Raw genomic sequence first — 20,646 nt, 5'->3', positions numbered from 1 at the left:
AAAATCACCATGGCCAAAACCGTTGAAAGCTCACCGAGCGTATATGTTTATCAGGCCCCGGTCAGGATCTGGCACTGGGTCAACGCCCTGTGCATTGTGGTGTTGTGTATTACCGGCTATCTGATTGGCTCGCCGTTGCCGACACTGTCCGGAGAAGCAAGCAGCCATTTTCTGATGGGTTATATCCGCTTCGCTCATTTCTCCGCCGGTTACCTTCTGGCGGTCGGATTCATCGGCCGACTGTACTGGGCGGTGGTCGGTAATGAACATGCAAGGCAAATCTTCCTGCCGCCGCTGCTGAGTGGCGACTTCTGGAGCGGTGTCTGGCACGAAACCAAGTGGTATCTGTTTCTGACCAAAGAGCCGCGTAAATACACGGGGCATAACCCATTGGCGGTGCTGACCATGCACTTTTTACTGGTCTGGACCACCACGCTGATGATCATTACCGGGTTTGCCCTGTACGGTGAGGGCGCGGGTTACGACAGCTGGCAATATACCCTGTTCAGCAGCTGGGTGATCCCGCTGTTCGGACAAAGCCAGAATGTTCATACCATTCACCATCTGGGCATGTGGGTGATTATTGTGTTCTCGATGATCCACATTTATGTCGCGATCCGTGAAGACATTATGTCCAGACAAACCATGATAAGCACTATGGTCACCGGCTGGCGATTCTTCCGGGACAACCGCAAAGTGGACGACGGCCACTGAGACCGTCGCAGAAACTGTCATGCCACCCGCGGGGTGGCATGACAGGGCACAACTCAGGACTTCACATCAAATCGATCGTTGTTCATCACCTTGTTCCAGGCATCAACAAACTGCCCGGCAAACACCTTATTGCCATCTCCGGCGGCGTAGGCTTCGGCCACTGCACGCAGCTCAGAGTTGGCACCGAAGATCAAATCCACCGATGTTGCCGTCCATCTTGGCTTGCCGGTTTTGCGATCTACACCCTGGTACACCCCGGGCTTGTCGGTCTTCTGCCACACAGTAGCCATGTCCAGCAGGTTGACAAAGAAGTCATTGGACAGAGTGCCCGGCTTTTGCGTCAGCACGCCGTTACGGCTGTCGCCGGTATTGGCGTTGAGTACCCGCATCCCCCCAACCAGTGCAGTCATCTGCGGTACCGACAGCCCCAGCGTTGATGCCTTCTCCACCATGGCTTCGGTGGGTGGCAACAGGCTGTCATCGGCAAAGTAATTGCGGAAAGCATCCGCTCTGGGCTCCAGTACGGCAAAGGAGTTCACGTCGGTTTGCGCCTGACTGGCATCCATTCGGCCCGGGGTAAATGGCACGCTCAGCTCAAGCCCGCCGTTTCTGGCCGCCAGCTCAATCGCCGCATTGCCGCCCAGCACAATCACATCCGCCAGCGACACCTGCTTGCCCGCTTTGGCGGACTTGTTGAACTGCTGCTGTACCTTTTTCAGCCTGCTCAGCACCTTGTTAAGCTGCGCCGGATCGTTCACCGGCCAATCCTTCTGCGGCGCCAGTGCCAGACGACCGCCATTGGCACCACCGCGCATATCGGTATTGCGGAAACTCGCTGCCGCAGCCCAGGCCGTTTCCACCAGCTCAGGCACAGTCAGTCCGGTTTTCAGGATGTCCGCCTTGAGCCGGGTTTGATCGGCGCTGTCGATAAGCACATGATCGACCGGCGGCACCGGATCCTGCCAAATCAGAATGTCAGTCGGCACTTCGCTGCCCTGATAACGGGCTCTGGGGCCCATGTCTCTGTGAGTCAGCTTAAACCAGGCCCGCGCAAAGGCCTGTTCAAACTCTGCCGGGTTATTGAGAAAACGGGTGGTGATCTCGCGATAAGCCGGGTCTTCTTTCAGGGCAATATCTGTGGTGAACATCATGGGCGCATGACGTTTGTCCGGCAGATGAGCATCCGGCACCAGATTGGCCGCCTGACCACCGGCCGGTACCCACTGGGTATGACCCGCGGGGCTCTTGGTTTTCACCCAGTCAAAGGTGTACAACCAGGTCAGATACTCCATGGTCCACTTGGTGGGATTGGATGACCATGCACCCTCCAGTCCACTGCTGACGGTATCTTCCGAGTGGCCTTTACCGCACTTGTTTTTCCAGCCAAGTCCCTGCTGCTCGACAGGCGCAGCGGCCGGATCGGCGCCGACGCACTTGTTGGGATCATGGGCACCGTGAGCCTTGCCGAACGTATGACCACCGGCGATAAGTGCCACGGTTTCTTCATCATTCATCGCCATCCGGCCGAAGGTGTCGCGAATTTCCTGGGCTGATGCCAGTGGATCAGGGTTGCCGTTGGGGCCTTCCGGATTGACATAAATAAGCCCCATTTGAGTGGCTCCCAACGGCTTGGCCAGCTCGCCCTTATCATTGTGACGCTTGTTGTCCAGCCACTGTTTCTCGGCGCCCCAGTTGACCTTCTCCGCTTCCCAGTCATCCGTACGGCCACCGGCAAATCCCAGAGTCTTAAAGCCCATGGACTCCATGGAGACGTTGCCGGCCAGTACCATCAGGTCGGCCCAGGACAGATTGGCACCGTATTTCTGCTTCACCGGCCACAGCAGGCGGCGGGCTTTATCCAGGTTGACGTTATCCGGCCAGCTGTTGAGCGGTTCAAACCGCTGCTGACCACCATTGGCACCACCACGACCATCAAAAATGCGATATACCCCGGCACTGTGCCAGGCCATGCGGATAAAGAAAGGTCCATAATGACCGTAATCCGCAGGCCACCAATCCTGGGAATTGGTCAGCGCCGCCTGAATGTCGGCCTTGACGGCGGCCAGATCCAGCGAGTTGAAGCGCGCCGCATAATCGTAATCCGTGCCATAGGGGTTGGATTGCGGGTTATGCTGGCGAAGCGCGGTTAAATCCAGCTGCTCGGGCCACCAATATTGATTGGTGGTCGGCTCGCCGGCCATTGTCTGGGCGGCAGACAGCAGCAAACAGCCTGAGAGTGCCGTCGTAATCGCGGTTTTTACTGAGTGTTTCATCCTAGTTTCCTTTTCCATGATTGATGCCATGGGAGTGCAGCCCAAAAGCCACAGGGCCAAATGACAACTGAGTGCTTCTGCAGCACGTCATTGCCTCGTCGGGTGAATAAGCTAATGCTGATACAGGGTTTGTCGCCAACGGGTATTACAGATAAGGAAAATCTGAAAAGCAGATGAAAGATTCGTTAACACCACGACCAGTGTGTTGCGGATACGCAACGATGGTGTCGGTTTTTAATCCATGCCTCTGAGATGGGCAGTTGCTAAATTAACCGGGACAATTCACTCAACAGGCACCTTAACCATGAACAAATTATGTCTGACTGCGGCCTTGGCTTTGAGCTTGATACTTTCTGGAAACATCCTCGCTGAATCAATAGATTATGGAGATAAACAAAATGAGATCCGGCAACTGTTCACCGCCTACATGGACAAATACAACGGCTATCTGAACCAGGGAGAACTCACGGTGCCCAGCGACATCTACCTCGACGAATTTATGCTGATGTCCAACTCTCAACCGGCCCGCACTTCGACACCCGCTGAATTTGTGCAACAGGCGAAAGGGTTTCTTGGTAATCTGAAACAACAGGGCGTGGCCAGTGTCGGCTGGGAAAGTGTCGATATCAGCATACTGGGGGACAACCTGGCACTTGCCAGTAATGTCGCGCTGCGCATTAAATCGGACGGAAGTCTGTTTAACCGTATCGGGGCCACTTACCTGCTCAAACGCACTGACAAAGGCTGGCGCATTGCTGCATTTGCGGTACACAGAGCAGACCAGAGTATGACCCGCCACCACTGAACCGGCAGGAGCGCATCGTTGGAAAATTGGGATGATTACCGGGTTATTCTGGCACTTTATCGCGGTAAATCACTGCGCCAGGCGGCGCTGACACTGAATATGAATCACTCCACCGTGTGCCGGCGAGTGGCTCAGCTCAATCGCAAATATGCCGCCCCGGTGTTTGATTGCTCGCCCAAGGGCTACCTTCTGACCGCCTTTGGGGAGTCATTACTCGCTTCAGCGCAGCAAATTGAAGCCTTCGCTTTGCGTGATCTCAGGGCCACCCGAAGCGCCCACATTGCGCTGTCGGGCAGTATCACCCTGTCTGTGCCACCGGCGATTGCCCAATTTCTGCTGCTCGGGCATTTGCTGGCATTTCAGCAACGGTATCCACAAATATCACTGAATGTTCATACCAGTTATCAATTGGTGGATTTGGACAGCAGTGAAGCGGATATCGTGGTGCGGGCATCGAACACACCGCCGGAGCATTTAGTGGGACGGCGGCTGTTTGCCATTGCGGTCGCCTATTATGCCAGCCGTGACTATCTGAGCCGAACCACCAGCCAGGACTATCGCTGGATTACAGCCTGCAGCCAGAACCAGCGACCTGAGTGGCTGGCTGACACGCCCTGGCCGGATGCGGCAATCGCACTGAAAATCGATGATTTGGTATTGCGTCACCAGGCCGCAGCAGCGGGAAAGGGGCTCATCAGGGGCGCCTGCTATATCGCCAACGCTTTTCCTGAGCTTATCAGGATAGATAACCATCCCCCTGAGCCCTTTCAGGATCTCTGGGTGCTGACCCATCCGGATCTCCGTCAGATTGCCAGAATCAAGCTGCTGATGGACTTTCTCACCGAAAAATTAAGCGCGAACGAGTCCCTGATCACCGGAAAAGAATGTTAGTCGAATCGGGCCGGAAGCGGTATTGTGGTGCTGCATTCATTCTGCGTTGCCATACTGATAACAGACTGGCCTTCGCGGCTGGCTCATTGCCACACCGCAATATCTGCCCATCAGCAAGAGTGGAGGTTTCATGAATATTTGGCGCATCTGGCTGCTGATGGCTACCTTCTGGGGAATGCTGTCTGTCCCGGCACAGGCGACCGACAACGCCGGCTGGATCTGGGTGGACGAACCACTGCTGCATGGTGTGTGGGGAAATTCAGATGATGGCGGCAAATCCTTCTGGGGATATGATGAGTATCGCACCGATGGCACCTTCAAATCCTGGGGGAAACTGCCCGATGGCCGGGATTACGAGGCCGAAGGCGTCTACCAGAACTCCTTCGATGGCGGCCAGAAAAAGAGTTGCGCCGTCTTTCTCAGGCTGTCTGAAACCGTTAAAGAACTGACCGGCTATGCGTTCTGCGTAATTGTGGTGGCAATTGACAGTGCTCATTACACCTTTCAGGACCAGGAGTCCGGTGAGATAACCACCGTCTACCGCATGCCCGCCTCATTTTCCTCGCCCGCAGCGGATGCCAGATAAACTCCGGGAGCACTTATGCCACTGATCCTGAACTTTTACTCCGATGTTCTCTGTATCTGGGGCTGGATTGGCCAGCATCATAATCAAACCTTGCTGACGCGCTGGAGCCCCTCGCAGGTGCAGTGGCAGTACAAATTACTGGAGCTGTATGGCGATGTTGCTGCCCGGGTCAAGGCTCAGGAAAAAGGTGAGCAGGCCTGGCATGATTACGCCGCCATGTCCGAACGACTGGTCAGCCCTATCGATGGCCTGTCGGTGCATCCGGATATCTGGCGTCACACCCGGCCCACGTCGTCATTGATGGCGCATCAAGCCATCAAAGCGGTCGCCCTTTGCCACGGGCAATCCTTTGCCAACAGCTTTACCGACTCAGTCCGCAGCGCCTTCTTCGCTCAGGCCAGAGATATCAGCCAGTTTTCAGTACTGCGGGAAATCCTTCGGGAAAACCATGTGCAGGAGGACGCAGTGCTGGCCATGATGCAGAGCGGCGCAGCGCTGGCGGCCTGTGTCGGGGAATTTCGTCAGGCCGAAAAAGATAAAATTCCGGGCAGCCCATGCTGGGCGATGGATAATCTGCGCTACCGGCTGTGGGGTAATATCAAGCCGGATATTGTTGTCGCGACCGTGGAGCAACTGATCACCACACAGGACAATCCTGCCTGAACGATTGACCTGTCTTCACTCAGTCGGGCCCGCGCCACCAAAGTGGCGCCAACACTCTGAATCATCAACACTTATCCGCAATATCCACAGGCAAATAAATATCTGTACGCAATAAACCAGTCTGATGATTATCCGGCGTGACGGTATCAGTCACGAAGTGATAAAGACAGGGTGCATCGGCAAATACATCGCCCAGCTCATTCAAACAAACAGCGTACAGCCAGTCGGTCGCCTTCCCCAGCTCAGCATAACTCCCCAGATGCTGGTAGCTCAGACAGGTTTGCGGTGCCAGCTCATGCTGCCCCCCCCCCTGTTGCTGCAACAAAAACCCCGGCTCCAGCGCCAGCATGCATTCAAAAGTGTGGGATGCCGGGTCCTGACAACTGTCATCAGCAGGCCATGCAAGCCGGGCTCCGGGTCGGGTGTCTATGTCCAACAATCCGGTGAGCCGCTGAAATGTCAGCTCCAGCTCCTGATAACGACAGGCCTGGGGCAGGCTGATCCCCTGCAGTTTACGGGTTCGCATCAGCGCCACCTTAGGCCCGATCACCAGAGGCGCGCCCTGCCCTGACGGCTCAATGATATCGGCGATAGCAGCACAGATTGACGGCACTCCGACCTGTTGAGCGCTCCCGTGACTGGCACCAAGCACCCGGGCCAGCGCCAGTGATGAGGTATAACCGGCATCGCTTGACACACTGGAGAAAGGCCGTTGACAGGACGCCAGTTGGTTAGCCATGCGAGTCAGCTTAATGCGATGCCGGGTCTGCTCACAGGTCTCCCCCATAAGCAAACGGTAAATCCGTTGAAAATGAAAGCCGGACAATGACGCAGCCTGCGCCAGCTCAGCCAGCGGCGTTGGCGCCGCCCAGTCCGGCTCGGCCGCCATTAAATCCACCGCCAGCTCAATACGTGCCAGCAAATCTGCCTGTTTATCCATGATGCCTGTTACCCCGGCGATTTTGCGTCCTGCCCCTCATCCACAGCTGTCACTGTGGCAATATCGGGCGAGTAGATGAATTTGCCCAGAGTATGGTTCAGCTTTGCACAGCTTTTGTGATTTTTTCGTGAGGATTTTCCCCGCCATCGGCCCTAACTTGACTCAGGGAAGCTGCGAACCGGTTCCAGGCTGAGGCCAGAACAAAGAACCAGAGGCGATACAGACGCCGTTCGTACTTTCTTTGGTTGCCACCATTTATCTACAGCGAGGATGTTATGAGTCAATCAATTTCCGCTTTGCTGATCGTTTCTGCCATCAGTGCATTCCCGGTTATGGCGGATCATCCGGGCCAACAAAGGTACGAAGTGACAGTCACCAATCTGACCCGGGGTATCAGCTTTACCCCATTTTTCGCCGCCAGCCACCGAGCCGGAGTCAGCCTGTTCACACTGGGAGAGAGCGCATCTGAAGAACTGGCGCGGGTGGCAGAAGGGGGCGATATCTCAGGCCTGACCGCCCAATGGCAGGCCAATAACAGAGTCTTGATGACCACCAACACCGATGGTCTGCTGGGTCCAGGGCAATCGGTAACCTTCAGCATTTCCGGGCGCGGTGCCTTCAACCGCCTGACCATGGCCGCCATGCTGCTGCCCACCAACGACACGCTGGCCGCGGTAAGAGGGGTTGAATTACCCGTATGGGGCAGCAAAACCTATACCTTCAGAGCCTATGATGGCGGCAGTGAAACCAATGATGAGTCCTGCCAGCACATTCCCGGGCCGCACTGTGGCGGCGCGCCTTTCTCCCCGGAAGATGCCGGTGAGGGCTATGTGTACCCCAGCCCCGGCATTCATGGCGAAGGCGATCTGTCCCGTGCCAGCTACCAATGGCAGGACCCCATCGGCAAAATCACCATTTCCCGGGTAAGGTAACAGGAATGCATAACCCCGGGTCGATGAAATGATCCGCAGAGATCATCCCGTGCCACCGGCACTCCTCCTGGCTTTCAGCCATCCCCGTGGACAGATGGCTGTTTTTTTAACACTAACCAGGATGACCGCAGATAAAAAAAGCCGGAGACAACTCCGGCTTTTGATTTATTGCTTGTTACCTATGAATGCTCAGCGCTGACGGCGACGCCAGAATGCCAATGGCAACAGCAGTGTCAGTAATGCGCCCATGGCACCACCTTCCGGCTCTTCCCAACCAGCGCCCGCCTGGTTATTCACCTGCACCTTCAGCTGTTTGGTTGCGCTGTGCTTGCCATCAAAGGCTTCCACGCTGAACAGCAGATCGGTATTAAGTGTGACCTGAGGGGCAGTGAAGCTCAACTGCGCACCCTGCGCCGCAAATTCCACTTTGGGGCCGCCGATTTGCGACCAGGTATAGGTCACTGCATCACCGGTCGATGTCTGGGCTGGAGTCGCTTCAATACTGACCGCATCGCCTTCATTCACCAACGTCGGGCCCTTGAACTGAATATCCAGCTCCAGCACTTTGTCTGCCAGCGTCAGGGTCAACTGATGAGTGGCGCTGAGCTCGCCGGCCGTCGCGGTCAGCTCGATAACCACAGCCTGAGTGCTGTCAACCAGCGGCGCCGTCATGGTCAGCAGCGCGCCATCGGCAACCAGTGACATCTCCGGGCCGGACACTTGCTTCCAGCTGTAGGTCAGACTCTGGCCGTCCGCCACAGAGGATTTGGAGGCATCCAGGCTGATGCTTTCGCCTTCCACCACAGTTGTTGGACCTTCAATCACAAAGGTCACATCCAGACCTGGTAAGGGCGCATCGCCACAGGCAGCGCCATACACCTGCTGAACCCACTCAGGGTAATCGATATAGGGGTTACGGTTGCCCTGATACTCATACACGGCATTGTTGCGTTTTTTGTCTGCGTCATCGACAGGATCCTGCAGATGCCACTGATACAGAGTACAGAGTTTACCGGCCTGCGCACCACTGGTACCCGTGTTGTCAACCAGCAGCAGATCCGGCATACCGCCATTGCCGTTGAGCTCATAGCGGGTATCCATGTAGAACATCATCCGCGCCACATCACCCTTGACCGCATCTCTGGGCTCAAAGGCATTGAGCGCGGTATTGCGATAGTTGCCCGGTGCCCCGGTGACTTCCGTGGTGCCTTCCAGTCCGGCAACCGCATCAAAATCCAGGGCGCCGCGGGCACCATTGACCGCCACATCGGTTGGGCGCAGATGATGGGCGTCGGTATAGCCCCACTGACTTTCCTGCGGGAAGCCATGGCTCTTGGGCCATACGTGCTCGCGGTTCCAGTCACCGGCAAGGCCGCCGTTATCGTGCTTGGAGACTGAGTTACCGGTATACAGCTCAATAATGTTTTTCGGATTGGCAGGATCTTCATCCGAGTAAGTCAGCACAGTCCACACACCTTTGTAGGTCAGTGGCTGGTGATTTTGGGTGATAACGCCGGACAGCGCCGCTTTCCAGGCTTGTGGGGTATCGAGATTTCCACCCAGTACGTCGGCATAATAAAGCTCTGGCTTGAAGGCGGCGGCATCGGCAACCTTATCCAGCACCACACAGCCATTACAGGGCAGGTTTGGATCCGGCTCTGGCGGCAGCACATCACAGGTCCCCTCTCCCGGGCAACCTATGCCATCGGCGGTATCCTTGGCAAAGACTACCCACTGATTGTCTTCCCCGGGGAATGGCGCATCGGCAACGGTATCACCGGCGGTCACAGTCGCCTTGCGACGCAAGGTTCGGTCAGCGGTGGAGAAGTCCGGGTTATTGGGGTCCAGCCAGGCAGCACCCGGGTCTTCACCCAGTTTACCGATACGATCAATAACTGCATCGTCTTTGTAAAGCACCAGCGCATCATCACCGTTGAAGTAGGTGACAGTTGACGCCGCGCCTATCTTGAAGGCGTCAGCAGCGCTTGAGTTATGGAACACATAACTGCTGCCAGGCTGCAGCGTACCGGTCAGGATCTCAGTACTTTTTGGCTCAATGCCACCATTGGTAAATAACACCAGTTTGTATTCATTGGCTGTTAAATCAATGGCACTGCCGCCGACGTTGGACAGTTCCACCACTTTGTTGTTGGAGCTGCCTTCAATGTATTCGGTAATAAGCAGTACACCGGGCGACTTGGTACAGGCACCCACTCCCGGGCAACCCAGACCATCTGCGGTATCAATATCAAATACGGTCCATTGATTGGCGGTACCGGGGAAAGCCGCGGTCGCATCAGTATCACCCACAGTGACATCGGCGTTGCGTCTGAGGGTCTTATTGGCTGTGGAAAAATTGGGGTTATTGGGATCTGTCCACTCAGTACCGGGATCTTCCCCCAGCTTACCGAAACGATCGATAACCACATTGTCCTTGTACAGTACCAGGGCATCATCACCATTAAAGTAAGTGACGGTGGAATCGGTACCAATTTTAAATGGATCGGCAGCGCCGGCATTGTGGAATACCACACTGGTATTGGGAGCCAACACGCCACTCAGAGTTGCAGTATTACCCGGATCAGTCTTACCGTTGGTAAACAACACCAACTTATATTCATTGGCACTGAGATCCACTGCGGTGTTACCCAGATTAGATATCTCCACAGCCTTGTTGTTGGAGCTGCCTTCGATGTATTCAGTAATCACCAGATTGGCGCTGGCCTGCGCCGAAAAGCCGCCCAGCGCCATCAGCGCCAGTGCGATTTTTGTAGGATGAGTTTTCATTGTTCTTTTCCTTAAGACTTTATTTTGATTCGACGTCATGTCACCGCAGGCCATCGCCTGCGGTGACATCAAACAATTAAGCCTTGAACCAGCGGCGGCGCAGGCCGGCCAGACCCAGCAGTGTCAGCAGGGCATAAAGACCTGTGCTGCCACCGGTGTTGTCATGGGGCTCAGTCACCAGCGAAGGCACCAGAGTGTCGCGCTTTTTCACGTCAATCAGCACTGACTGCTCAGAGCCTGGCACCACCTGGCCATCGCGGCGCAGTTCAAAATGGGCGTAGTAACCGGCAGCAGGAGCACCGAACACTTCAAACTGCACCAATTGCTGGCCATCCTGCTTGATCACCACGTTGGGCAATACCAGCTGGCTCAGATCCAGACGCTCTTCATCATCTTCCTGCTTGAGGCTGATGTGGGCGATATCACCGGCCATCACCTCCAGTCCGGCAGGAATTTGATAGGGCACTTTCACCAGCTTGTCCCATACCGGCAGACGCAGCGGTTTGCCTGGGTCGGTTTCGCCCGGCTTGTAGCCCAGGGAGATAATGGCTGGGTCATGGTCAGATGAACGGTAGACATCGGCCTTGAAGAAGTGATCATTGGCGCTGCCCTTGTATTCCTGGTTGTAGTCATACAAAGCTGATTCAGGCGCATTGATGTGCCAGTCAGCAGCATCAATCAAACGGTCGGTCAACGATGAAGAAACCAGGATATGGTCAAGGGAACCTACTTCGTCGTTGTAGGAGTAGCTCCATGGGGTTTCGCCACGCGCTTTGGTCTTGAGACCCACGGCATCAACGTAGCCAAAACTGCGGCTGATATTCACCGGCGAGCCATCAGTATTAAACTGTGGCTTCTTGTTGATGTAGGTGTAGCTGGCGGTAGTCAGCGTCTTGTTGCGTGGGTTGTCGGTCAACACCAGCATGGCGTCTTCCTGGGCATAGGAGTTCAAATCGCCCAGAATGATCTTGTCACCGTCGATCTTTTCCATCTCTTTACCCAGATGGTAAGCCGCAGCAACCCGGAAGTGCTCACAGGAACCCTGCTTGTCCGCATCGACCGGATCTTTTTCCCACACGGTGGCATCACCGAACTCAACACCCTGCCAATCTTCCCAACAGGTAGAGCCTTTGGACTTGAAGTGGTTCACTGCCAGCGTCAGGCGCTTGCCCGTGCCGTTAACAATGAAAGTCACTACCAAGGCATCACGGTTATAGTTCTGACCGTTTTCCAGCGCTTCGCCGCGATCATCTTTGATCACTTCATTAAGGTCGTTAACGATACTTGGCGCCTTTTGCTGTGGCATGGACACCACACGGGTACGCTCGATACTGACTTTGCTTGGGCGGTAGATAATGCCGGTGGCAATCGCATCAGAGCCGATGGAATCCAGTTCATCCAGGATCTGGTTGCCATTGTGGTCGAAGCCCACGAACACATAGCGCTTCTCAGTGGAATCGTCGCGGTCTTCGCCGTCAGGATATTCGTAGTTGTAGTAGGTGTTAACTTCGTTCACCAGATCCGCGATGGCACTGTCCAGACCGAAGCCGTTGTTTTCCATCTCCATCAGACCCAGCACATCGGCATCCAGCGCACGGATGGTGGCCACCAGCTTGGCTTTTTGCTGTTCGTACTCTTCATAGTTGTCCGCACCGCGGTTTTGACCAAAGTTGTTCTGGTCACCACCGAATGGCGAGTTGAAGTAGTTGAACAGGTTCTGGGTGCCCACAGTGATAGCAAAGTGGTCCTTGTCCACCTCAGTATTCAGGGTAGGCGCCTTGGTACGTGGCAGGTTATGGATAAAGTTGCTGCCGGTCAGGGTATTGGTCACCGTCAGGCTGAAGTTGCCATAGCTGTAGTTAATCACCCCTTCCATGCCCACTACGCTGTCGTCGATACGCACGTAGTTTTTCGCCGGTTCGTCATAGAAACCGGGGAAATACGGGATCTTGCCGTCTGGCGCTTTGTCAGCACTTTCAATCACCAGACGATAGTCATCATTCTGGGCAGCTGCCGCAATCGCCTCAGGGCTGCCAGCCACATTCAGCTGGTTGGGCTGCATGTTCGGACGCAGGTAAGACAGAATGATGTTGTTGCGGAAGCTGCCATAGTCAAAACCAAAGGTCTTGGACACCCGCATATCCTGATTACCGTCCTCCAGTGGATTCAGGTCACGTGGCAGACGCACCAGCATGCCCTCGTAACGCTCCAGGGTGTTGGCAAACAGGCCGTTGTCGGACTCAAGAATTTCAATATCAACCGCATCGGTTCTGCTGAAGCTCTCGTCAGTCACTTCCCATGAGGTTGGCGACAATTGCGTCAGACCAAAGAACTCTTTCACTTCACTTTGCAGACACACGGTTTTACCAACCAGATCCTTGGTATCGCCTTTGGTGTATACGAAAATGCCGTCAGAGGTCAGCGGATTGCCGTCAGAGACGATATCCCGCAGATAGAAGCCCTGGGTAGGGTATTTGGCTGCGGCGCTTACCACGCCTTTGACCACCACAGTCTGACCTTTGAGTGGTGACACTGCGCCTTCGCCCTGGATCACTGAGATGTTGGTCAGGTTTTCGCAGACAAAGGTCTCGGGCTTGGGTGCCAGCTCAGAGGAACCCATACCATCGTTACTGGCGGGGGCAATATCCAGCCACTGCATGGGATCATAAGTGGGAGATTGTGTCGGCACACCGCCAGTGTCAGTCACACGGCGTCTTAAGGTATTGTTTTCGCCCCAATAGCCCTGGGCTGTAGCCGGACCAACGATATCGATAACTTTGTCGTCATGCTTCAGCTGGAACGTGTCATCACCGTTGACGAATACGTTGTCATAATTTCCGGTACCCTCACCCACCAGGGCAATGGCGTTGGCTGCTGCAATCTGCGCCTTGAGCGCATCCGAAGCGCCCTTGTTAAGCAGCACGATAGACTGGCCTGCAGCCAGTGTCTGGCCGGTCAGTAACAGACTGCCGTCGGCATTTTTCAAATCATTGGCATATTTACCACTGCCCAGAATCACCGCTTTGGTGGCATCGGTAAAGGTGAAGGCATCGGTGGCATGAGTATTGGTGATCTCAATGGCACTCATGCTGATGTCGCTGCGATTCTGGGTGTATTCAGTGATCAGCAGATCCTGTACCCCGGCCTGAGCGGAAGCCGCCATGGCGCCGGCGATGGCCAGCGAAATAATACTTTTCTTCATATCAAACACTACCTGTATTTTGATAAAGGGATAATCCGGGATTAGAAGTACATACGCGCGTAGGCATAAGCCGCTTCCGGTGCTTCACCGACGCGACCTTCCACTGACAGCACGATGTTGTTGCCGGGACGATAGTTGAAGCCCAGGCTGCCCCAGGTGCGCTCCTTGCCAAATACCGGAGGCAACTCTTCATAGTCATAGTTGGGGCTTTCGATATCCCAGTTTTCGTATTCTTCGTAGTTGGCAGAGGCGATGATCTCCAGCGCTTCTGACCAGTCATACTTGGCCGACAGTGTCGCGCCATAGTTACGGAAGGTTTCATACTCAAGGAAGGTGTCACCAGAGCGATGGGTCGCCAGATCTTCATCTTCAATGAAGCCGTTGAAACCAATCTGGAATTGTGGCAATACGCTGACACGGGCACCCACACCCACCAGACGCTGCTCGCCATATTTGCTGATGCCTTCAGAGCCACCGCGGCCTTCAACACCCACCACCACAGAGAAATAATCAGTAAACAGGCCAACATAACCGTTGACGATATCGCCCTGAGGAGTGCCGTTTTTATGTTTGCCTTCATAGGAGTAAGACGCACCAATACGCAGGTAATCGAACTCACCCTGATACTTGATGGTGTTTTCCTGATCGCCAGCCTCACCGGTTTCAACTGCCTTGTTGAAGGTGAAGTCACCATAATGATCGTAATCATCAAAGGCAGTATCGGTCAGACCGAACTCGACCCACTGGTTCTCAGTGAAGGCATATCCCAGGTATAACTTGTCGATGGCCAGCGCAAACTCCCCGCTGCCGCCAAGCCAGTTTTCCCGCTGGTAATCCAGCTCCAGACGATACAGGAATTTTGACTGTTGACCGGCAACACCCATGGTGGCAAAGCTGTCATCCACGTAAGACTTGGTGTCATAGAATTCATCATGGTTGTAGTCGCTGCTGGTGCCAAAATGGCCACCTACACCCACTTCACCATAAAGACTCATATAGTCGCCATTGTCGTTCTCAAACAGAGTTGCTGCCTGAAGCAAGCAGGGTACAAATGAAGACGACAGCGCTAATGCAATAGTTGTTTTTCTTAGCATTGCTACTACTTCCATATAGGTTAATGACTCGGTGATTAAACCGAACGGATAATTCAAGCAGATAAATAACGATGATTTTTTGAGCAAGAATAGATTGCCCAGACAAGCTATTCCGCTGCCTGGTTAAATAGGAAATGAAGAAATGAAATTGAATAAGATCAGCCATAGCGGCCACCCGAAAGCAGATCGGTAATATTGCACCGATCCACGTTCCAATTGACTGTCAAATGCGTGAAGCACATTTGCACTGCCCATGCGTGCCAATCACAAAATATTAGTTGTGCCGACAACCGCAGTGGCCATAAAAAAGCGCTCAATATCAGCCTTCAATACCATCAGTTGTGCGCCGGAAAACATCCGTCGCCAGGGTGCAGGAATTATAAACAACCGTACATAACAGGCAACACCAAGGCAAACCAAACGCGGCAAAATGGTCACATTTCGTAAATAAGTAATATACGTTTCACTGAATACCGAAATTGGCAAAAGCAGCGACAATTCTTCACTATCAGCATGTTTTAAAACAATTTAAAGCAACACTAAAAGACACTGTTTTAATTTGCAACACATTTAAACAGCCGAATAAACGAGCAATTATCAAACAAATGTGATCAGCTCCAAATATTAAAAATATATTCATTATTTGAGTAAAGAATAGATATTTACACAGATATCAAACAATGGCAGACAGCTCAAATAACAGGCGACGATTAAAATATCAGCAAATTATCTGCAAACGCCTCTGATTCAAAATAGACGTCCCCTGATCCACCATCAGACCAAAATGCCAACAATTACAGATTCACCGGATTAATTGGCTACGATAATTAACTGCGGACAACATTGGCCGTTCAGTCGCGGTAAGAGTCAAACAGCGCAAATGTTCACCCGGCCGCAAACGGTAAGCCAGGCAAAGAGCAAGTACCTTGATCTATCAAAATGAAGCTCAGCAGAAACCGTTCAGACAGCTTTCCATCCCCGAAATACAAACGACATGATGGCTTACAGGCAGTACATAAGCGGTGCCAGCGACCTAATATGACCAAAGGAAAACGGAAGAGAACAATGAGAGAAAAGAGACAAGCAATCACTGAATAATGTGGCCAGACAGACGACATGATCTGCTCCACAACCTGAGCACACAGGATAAAGCGGCAAAAGAAGCTCAGTCGCCCGTGTCCAGGTTTATCCCGGCCAAGCATTCCCGGCGTTAATTGTTTGCCAACAACCCATAAAAAAATCCGACAACCAATGGTCGTCGGATTTAATCTCTGTCAGCAGGCATGCTGCGCCTTTTTTAGCAAGCAGCCTTACACTATCTGGCGCTATTCAGCAGCGCCAGGGTACTGAGCTATCAGGCGAACGAGTCGCGCAGTGCAACAGTCAGGTTGAAGACCAGATGCTCTGGACTTGAATCCTTGTTGTCAGCACAGAAGTAACCTTCACGCTCAAACTGGTACGCTTCACAGGCCTTGGCATTAACCAGACCGGCTTCGGCGAAACCGTGACGCACCACCAGAGACTCAGGGTTCAGTACTTCATCCACTGTCTCGAAGGCTGCCGGATTGGCATCCTTGAACAGACGGTCGTAAATACGGAATTCAGCAGGCACCGCAGTGCTGGCTTCGACCCAGTGGATCACGCCTTTCACCTTACGGCCATCGCTTGGATTAACGCCCAGCGTTTCTGGATCATAGGTGCAGTAAACCGTGGTCACATTGCCATCGGCATCTTTGTCACAGCGCTCGGCTTTGATCACATAGGCATTGCGCAGACGCACTTCCTTGCCCATCACCAGACGCTTGTACTGCTTGTTGGCTTCTTCACGGAAGTCTTCGGCATCGATATAGACTTCGCGGCCAAAGGCCAGCTCACGGTTACCCATCTCAGGATGGTTAGGGTGAACAGGCGCAGAAACGTATTCCAGCTCGCCTTCAGGGAAGTTTTCAATCACCACCTTGATTGGCTTAATCACAGCCATGGCGCGCGGCGCATTGTCGTTCAGCTCTTCGCGAATACAGGCTTCCAGCATGCCCACTTCCACCAGGTTGTCCTGCTTGGTCACACCGATGCGCTTACAGAATTCACGGATAGAAGATGGTGTAAAGCCACGACGGCGCAAGCCGGCAATCGTTGGCATACGTGGGTCGTCCCAACCTGATACCAGATTACGTACCACCAGATCGTTCAGCTTACGCTTGGACATCAGGGTGTATTCCAGGTTCAGACGGCTGAACTCGTACTGACGAGTACGGTCCGGCGCCTGGAAGTCGTTCAGGTTGTCCAGCACCCAGTCGTACAGACGGCGGTTATCCTGGAACTCCAGAGTACACAGAGAGTGAGTGATATGCTCCAGCGCATCAGAGATACAATGAGTGAAATCGTACATTGGGTAAATGCACCACTTGTCACCGGTCTGATGGTGATGAGCGAATTTCACACGGTAAATCACTGGGTCACGCATACACATGAAAGGCGATGCCATGTCGATTTTGGCACGCAACGTACACTCACCTTCTTTGAATTCACCTTTGCGCATCTTTTCAAACAGCGCCAGATTCTCTTCCACGGAAGTGTCACGGTATGGGCTGTTTTTGCCCGGCTCTTTCAGGGTACCGCGGTACTCGCGGGTTTCCTCGCCATTGAGGAAACACACATAGGCCAGGCCTTTTTCGATCAGCTCAACCGCATAGGCGTGCAGCTGATCAAAATAGTTGGATGAATAGCGAACATCACCGCTCCATTGGAATCCCAGCCACTGCACGTCCTGCTGAATCGAGTTGACATAGTCAATGTTCTCTTTTTCAGGGTTGGTATCATCAAAACGCAGGTTGCACTCACCCTGATAATCGCGGGCAATACCAAAGTTCAAACAGATAGATTTGGCGTGACCGATATGAAGATAGCCGTTCGGCTCAGGCGGAAAACGGGTGTGTACACTGGTGTGTTTGCCGGTTTTCAGATCTTCATCGATGATGTTACGGATGAAGTTGCTTGGACGCACTTCGTTGTCCACGTGACTCATGGAATTCCTCTTGGTGAACAGTGGCAAAATAAATCAAGGGCGCATGATCCTACAGATCGGCCCCGGACACAATGGCTCGGCAATAAAATGCGGCCCCACTATAACAAAAAAAGCAGCCCGCAGGCTGCTTTTGGCATTTCACTGATTACCCGGCAATCACCTTAACACCGGGAATAATCTGTTGAGTCCGTTTGCCTTTACGCTTAAGCCAGAAGAAGAAAGCGATAAGCGCGGCGAACAACCCGCCCATCCAGCCCGCTGAACTGAGCGGATGCTGATTAAAGCTGGCTGCCTGATACACAAAGGTAGCAACCCCATAGGCCAGACCAAAGGTCCACAGCGCAGCAAAGCGAGCCCAGCGCATTCCAAACTCATTAACCAGTGCGCCCATGGCTGCTACACAAGGGGTGTACAGCAACACAAACAGCAGGTAACAGAAGGCCGCCAGGGTGGTGCCGAATCCGGCCTGCAGCGCACTGAAAGTGGTGCTGTCCACGCCCTGCTCCTGCGCAGCCACCTGCTGATCAGACACATCACCGACATCCAGCGACATAGGATCACGCAGATTGATACCAAACAGGTTGTCCGGAATGGTATGCAGCGCCTCATTGAAGCTTTCACTCAGTGGTGTCAGCGCTTCATCTGAGCCTGCACCGGCAGGAGAGTACAGACTGTTGAGCGTACCCACCACAGCCTCTTTGGCAAAGATACCGGTCACAATACCAACCGTCGCCTGCCAGTTATCAGATTGCAGTCCCATTGGTGCAAACACCGGAGTCACTTTCTGGCTGACTACGCTGAGCAGCGAATCGCGGCTGTCCTGATGACCAAAGCTGCCATCGGTACCAATGGAGTTGATGAAGTTCAGCAGTGTCACCACCACCACAATGGTCTTGCCGGCGCCCATGATAAAACTCTTGGTGCGCTTACCGGCGCGCTTGAGGGTTGGCTTGAGTTTGGGCATTTCATAGTCAGGCAGCTCCATTACCACAGCGCTGGAGTTCCCCGGCAGCAGAGTGTGACGCAGCAGCAGGCCAGTACCAATCGCCGCCAGAATCCCAATGATATACAGCAGGAACACCAGATTCTGACCACTTTGCGGGAAGAAGGCCGCAGCAAACAGTGCGTATACAGGCAAACGTGCACCGCAGGACATAAAGGGCGCCATCATACCTGTGACGATACGCTCACGCTCATTACCCAGAGTACGGGTTGCCATAATCGCCGGTACCGAGCAGCCAAAGCCCACAATCATAGGCACGAAGGCTTTGCCGGGCAGGCCGATGCGGCGCATCAGACCATCCACCACGAAGGCCGCGCGGGACATATAACCTGAACTTTCCAGCACCGACAGCGCCAGGAATAACGCCGCAATCACCGGAATGAAGGTGGACACTGTCTGGATCCCCTGTCCCACACCACCGGCCAGTAAGGTCACCAGCCAGGCTGGCGCACCGATACTGCTGAGCCAGGCACCAAAATGATCCACCAGCAACGCGCCCACTGAAATATCGAAAAAGTCGATAAACGCGCTGCCAACGTTAATGGCAAACATAAACATCAGGTACATCACCAGCAGGAATACCGGAATACCCAGCACAGGATGCAGCGTCAGCTTGTCCAGTTTGGCACTGAAAGTTTCATGGGGCTTGACCGCCACCGCGGCGGCAAACACCTTCTCAACAAATTCGTAGCGGCGTCCGGCGATCATCACTTCGATGTCTTTACCCTGAGCACTCAGGCTCTGGGCACATTCGGTCACCTCGGCACTCAGCTGGCCATTGGCACAGGCACCACATCCCAGACCATGACCAAACAGCGCCAGCGCCCGACCGCGCCCCAGCTGTGGCTGACGTTCACGCACGGCAGCAACGGCGTTTTCGATGGCTTCGTCATAATTGAGCATCAACGGCGCTTCATCGATGTTGCCTTCGAGCAGATCAACAAATTTGGCCTGCACCTTGTCGATATCGGTACCTTCACGGGCACTGACCCCAATCACAGGGCAACCCAGCGCCTGGGTCATGCGGTCAAAGTCAATCTCGATGCCACGGGCTTTGGCCACGTCCATCTTGTTGACCACCACCACCATGGGAATCCCCAGCTCACGCAGCTGTACCGTCAGGTACAGGTGACGCTCAAGAATCGTGGCATCCACCAGGTTGATGATGCCGTCAATCTGCTGCTCGGCCAGATACTGCTGGGCGATTTGCTCATCCAGCGAACAATCACACTGATTGCCGGCCGGCAGAATGTCGTAAATACCGGGCAAGTCAGTCAGCAGCACATCGCTGCCATTGACGCTGAACTGGCCGGTTTTCTTCTCAACTGTCACCCCGGACCAGTTGCCCACCTGCTGATTGGCGCCGGTCAGCGCATTGAACAGTGTGGATTTACCTGCGTTGGGGTTGCCTACCGTGACACAATGAAACTGCTTAGTCATGGGTTTTCACTACCTCAATAATGTCGGCCAAATCACGGCGCATACACAGTTTGCTGCCGCGAATATCCAATTCCAGGCCAGACCCCATGGGCGCCCGACGGATAAGGGTAAAACGGGTCTTGGGTGTGATCCCCATGGACAACAACTTGCGCTTGACTGTCTGCGGCAGGTCGATATGACCAATTTCCGCAATCACCGCGCTGTCTCCGGGACTGAGCTCACTTAACTTCATTGACGATTTCCACCTTTGGCAAACCGGTTGCCAGAATAACTGTTGCGGATTCTACTCCA

At 53.9% G+C, this 20,646-nt stretch carries 14 protein-coding genes; 6 read left to right on the top strand and 8 right to left on the bottom strand.

The genetic code is table 11. From position 1 onward, the window contains the following. Window positions 1-9: 9 nt before the first annotated feature. Entirely contained in the window at window positions 10-714 is a 705-nt protein-coding gene (gene cybH / locus ACRRUX_RS08480; protein ID WP_432529162.1) for a Ni/Fe-hydrogenase, b-type cytochrome subunit, read from the top strand. A gap of 53 nt (window positions 715-767) precedes the next feature. Here the strand turns inward: cybH and katG are convergent, their stop codons facing one another. Beyond that, on the bottom strand, window positions 768-2,987 hold the full coding sequence (gene katG, locus ACRRUX_RS08475) for a catalase/peroxidase HPI (protein ID WP_432529160.1): 2,220 nt from the start codon (window positions 2,985-2,987) through the stop codon (window positions 768-770). A gap of 304 nt (window positions 2,988-3,291) precedes the next feature. Here katG and ACRRUX_RS08470 point away from each other — a divergent pair, with 304 nt between their 5' ends. The 4 genes from ACRRUX_RS08470 (at window position 3,292) to ACRRUX_RS08455 (ending at window position 5,932) form a co-directional block, all read left to right on the top strand. Beyond that, the gene (locus ACRRUX_RS08470) at window positions 3,292-3,792 is read left to right on the top strand and encodes a hypothetical protein (RefSeq protein ID WP_432529158.1); all 501 of its coding nucleotides are present in this window, start codon (window positions 3,292-3,294) and stop codon (window positions 3,790-3,792) included. Window positions 3,793-3,810: 18 nt separating this feature from the next. Further along, the gene (locus ACRRUX_RS08465; protein WP_432529156.1) at window positions 3,811-4,683 is read left to right on the top strand and encodes a LysR family transcriptional regulator; all 873 of its coding nucleotides are present in this window, start codon (window positions 3,811-3,813) and stop codon (window positions 4,681-4,683) included. Window positions 4,684-4,813: 130 nt separating this feature from the next. Continuing rightward, complete coding sequence (locus ACRRUX_RS08460; protein ID WP_432529154.1) at window positions 4,814-5,269, top strand: hypothetical protein; 456 nt, start codon at window positions 4,814-4,816, stop codon at window positions 5,267-5,269. A 15-nt stretch (window positions 5,270-5,284) separates the two neighbouring features. Further along, window positions 5,285-5,932, top strand: coding sequence for a DsbA family oxidoreductase (locus tag ACRRUX_RS08455; protein ID WP_432529152.1), 648 nt, complete (start codon window positions 5,285-5,287; stop codon window positions 5,930-5,932). Window positions 5,933-5,996: 64 nt separating this feature from the next. Here the strand turns inward: ACRRUX_RS08455 and ACRRUX_RS08450 are convergent, their stop codons facing one another. Then, window positions 5,997-6,872 carry an AraC family transcriptional regulator gene (locus ACRRUX_RS08450; protein ID WP_432529150.1) on the bottom strand — a complete coding sequence of 292 codons (876 nt, stop codon included), beginning with the start codon at window positions 6,870-6,872 and terminating at the stop codon, window positions 5,997-5,999. A gap of 275 nt (window positions 6,873-7,147) precedes the next feature. On the opposite strand from ACRRUX_RS08450, the gene ACRRUX_RS08445 reads away from it, so the two are divergent. Further along, entirely contained in the window at window positions 7,148-7,804 is a 657-nt protein-coding gene (locus ACRRUX_RS08445) for a spondin domain-containing protein (RefSeq protein ID WP_432529148.1), read from the top strand. A 189-nt stretch (window positions 7,805-7,993) separates the two neighbouring features. Here the strand turns inward: ACRRUX_RS08445 and ACRRUX_RS08440 are convergent, their stop codons facing one another. The 6 genes from ACRRUX_RS08440 to ACRRUX_RS08415 all read right to left on the bottom strand — a co-directional run bounded on the left by ACRRUX_RS08440 (window position 7,994) and on the right by ACRRUX_RS08415 (window position 20,587). Then, window positions 7,994-10,591: an endonuclease gene (locus ACRRUX_RS08440; protein WP_432529146.1), complete on the bottom strand. Its 2,598-nt coding sequence runs from the start codon at window positions 10,589-10,591 to the stop codon at window positions 7,994-7,996. 76 nt (window positions 10,592-10,667) lie between these two features. Then, on the bottom strand, window positions 10,668-13,793 hold the full coding sequence (locus ACRRUX_RS08435; protein WP_432529144.1) for an ExeM/NucH family extracellular endonuclease: 3,126 nt from the start codon (window positions 13,791-13,793) through the stop codon (window positions 10,668-10,670). 41 nt (window positions 13,794-13,834) lie between these two features. Then, window positions 13,835-14,887, bottom strand: coding sequence for a porin (locus ACRRUX_RS08430; protein ID WP_432529142.1), 1,053 nt, complete (start codon window positions 14,885-14,887; stop codon window positions 13,835-13,837). Window positions 14,888-16,241: 1,354 nt separating this feature from the next. Next, on the bottom strand, window positions 16,242-17,912 hold the full coding sequence (glnS, locus tag ACRRUX_RS08425; protein WP_432529140.1) for a glutamine--tRNA ligase: 1,671 nt from the start codon (window positions 17,910-17,912) through the stop codon (window positions 16,242-16,244). Between the two features lie 145 nt (window positions 17,913-18,057). After that, the gene (gene feoB, locus ACRRUX_RS08420) at window positions 18,058-20,355 is read right to left on the bottom strand and encodes a Fe(2+) transporter permease subunit FeoB (protein ID WP_432529138.1); all 2,298 of its coding nucleotides are present in this window, start codon (window positions 20,353-20,355) and stop codon (window positions 18,058-18,060) included. Then, complete coding sequence (locus ACRRUX_RS08415) at window positions 20,348-20,587, bottom strand: FeoA family protein (protein ID WP_432529136.1); 240 nt, start codon at window positions 20,585-20,587, stop codon at window positions 20,348-20,350. The genes feoB and ACRRUX_RS08415 overlap by 8 nt, the downstream gene beginning before the upstream one ends. Window positions 20,588-20,646 lie beyond the last annotated feature (59 nt).

Origin of the sequence: Shewanella sp. GXUN23E (assembly GCF_050865035.1) — a bacterium.
Classification (GTDB): domain Bacteria; phylum Pseudomonadota; class Gammaproteobacteria; order Enterobacterales; family Shewanellaceae; genus Shewanella.
Note: the sequence above shows the minus strand (reverse complement) of the source record. Positions and strands in the feature narration are given on the sequence as shown.

What these genes read in the sequence shown, in the direction of transcription:
- ACRRUX_RS08470 (WP_432529158.1), top strand. Translation starts at nt 3,292, where the DNA reads ATGAACAAATTATGTCTGACTGCGGCCTTGGCTTTGAGCTTGATACTT.
- ACRRUX_RS08445 (WP_432529148.1), top strand. Translation starts at nt 7,148, where the DNA reads ATGAGTCAATCAATTTCCGCTTTGCTGATCGTTTCTGCCATCAGTGCA.
- cybH (WP_432529162.1), top strand. Translation starts at nt 10, where the DNA reads ATGGCCAAAACCGTTGAAAGCTCACCGAGCGTATATGTTTATCAGGCC.
- ACRRUX_RS08450 (WP_432529150.1), bottom strand. Translation starts at nt 6,872, where the DNA reads ATGGATAAACAGGCAGATTTGCTGGCACGTATTGAGCTGGCGGTGGAT.
- ACRRUX_RS08455 (WP_432529152.1), top strand. Translation starts at nt 5,285, where the DNA reads ATGCCACTGATCCTGAACTTTTACTCCGATGTTCTCTGTATCTGGGGC.
- ACRRUX_RS08430 (WP_432529142.1), bottom strand. Translation starts at nt 14,887, where the DNA reads ATGCTAAGAAAAACAACTATTGCATTAGCGCTGTCGTCTTCATTTGTA.
- ACRRUX_RS08440 (WP_432529146.1), bottom strand. Translation starts at nt 10,591, where the DNA reads ATGAAAACTCATCCTACAAAAATCGCACTGGCGCTGATGGCGCTGGGC.
- ACRRUX_RS08435 (WP_432529144.1), bottom strand. Translation starts at nt 13,793, where the DNA reads ATGAAGAAAAGTATTATTTCGCTGGCCATCGCCGGCGCCATGGCGGCT.
- katG (WP_432529160.1), bottom strand. Translation starts at nt 2,987, where the DNA reads ATGAAACACTCAGTAAAAACCGCGATTACGACGGCACTCTCAGGCTGT.
- glnS (WP_432529140.1), bottom strand. Translation starts at nt 17,912, where the DNA reads ATGAGTCACGTGGACAACGAAGTGCGTCCAAGCAACTTCATCCGTAAC.
- ACRRUX_RS08460 (WP_432529154.1), top strand. Translation starts at nt 4,814, where the DNA reads ATGAATATTTGGCGCATCTGGCTGCTGATGGCTACCTTCTGGGGAATG.
- ACRRUX_RS08415 (WP_432529136.1), bottom strand. Translation starts at nt 20,587, where the DNA reads ATGAAGTTAAGTGAGCTCAGTCCCGGAGACAGCGCGGTGATTGCGGAA.
- feoB (WP_432529138.1), bottom strand. Translation starts at nt 20,355, where the DNA reads ATGACTAAGCAGTTTCATTGTGTCACGGTAGGCAACCCCAACGCAGGT.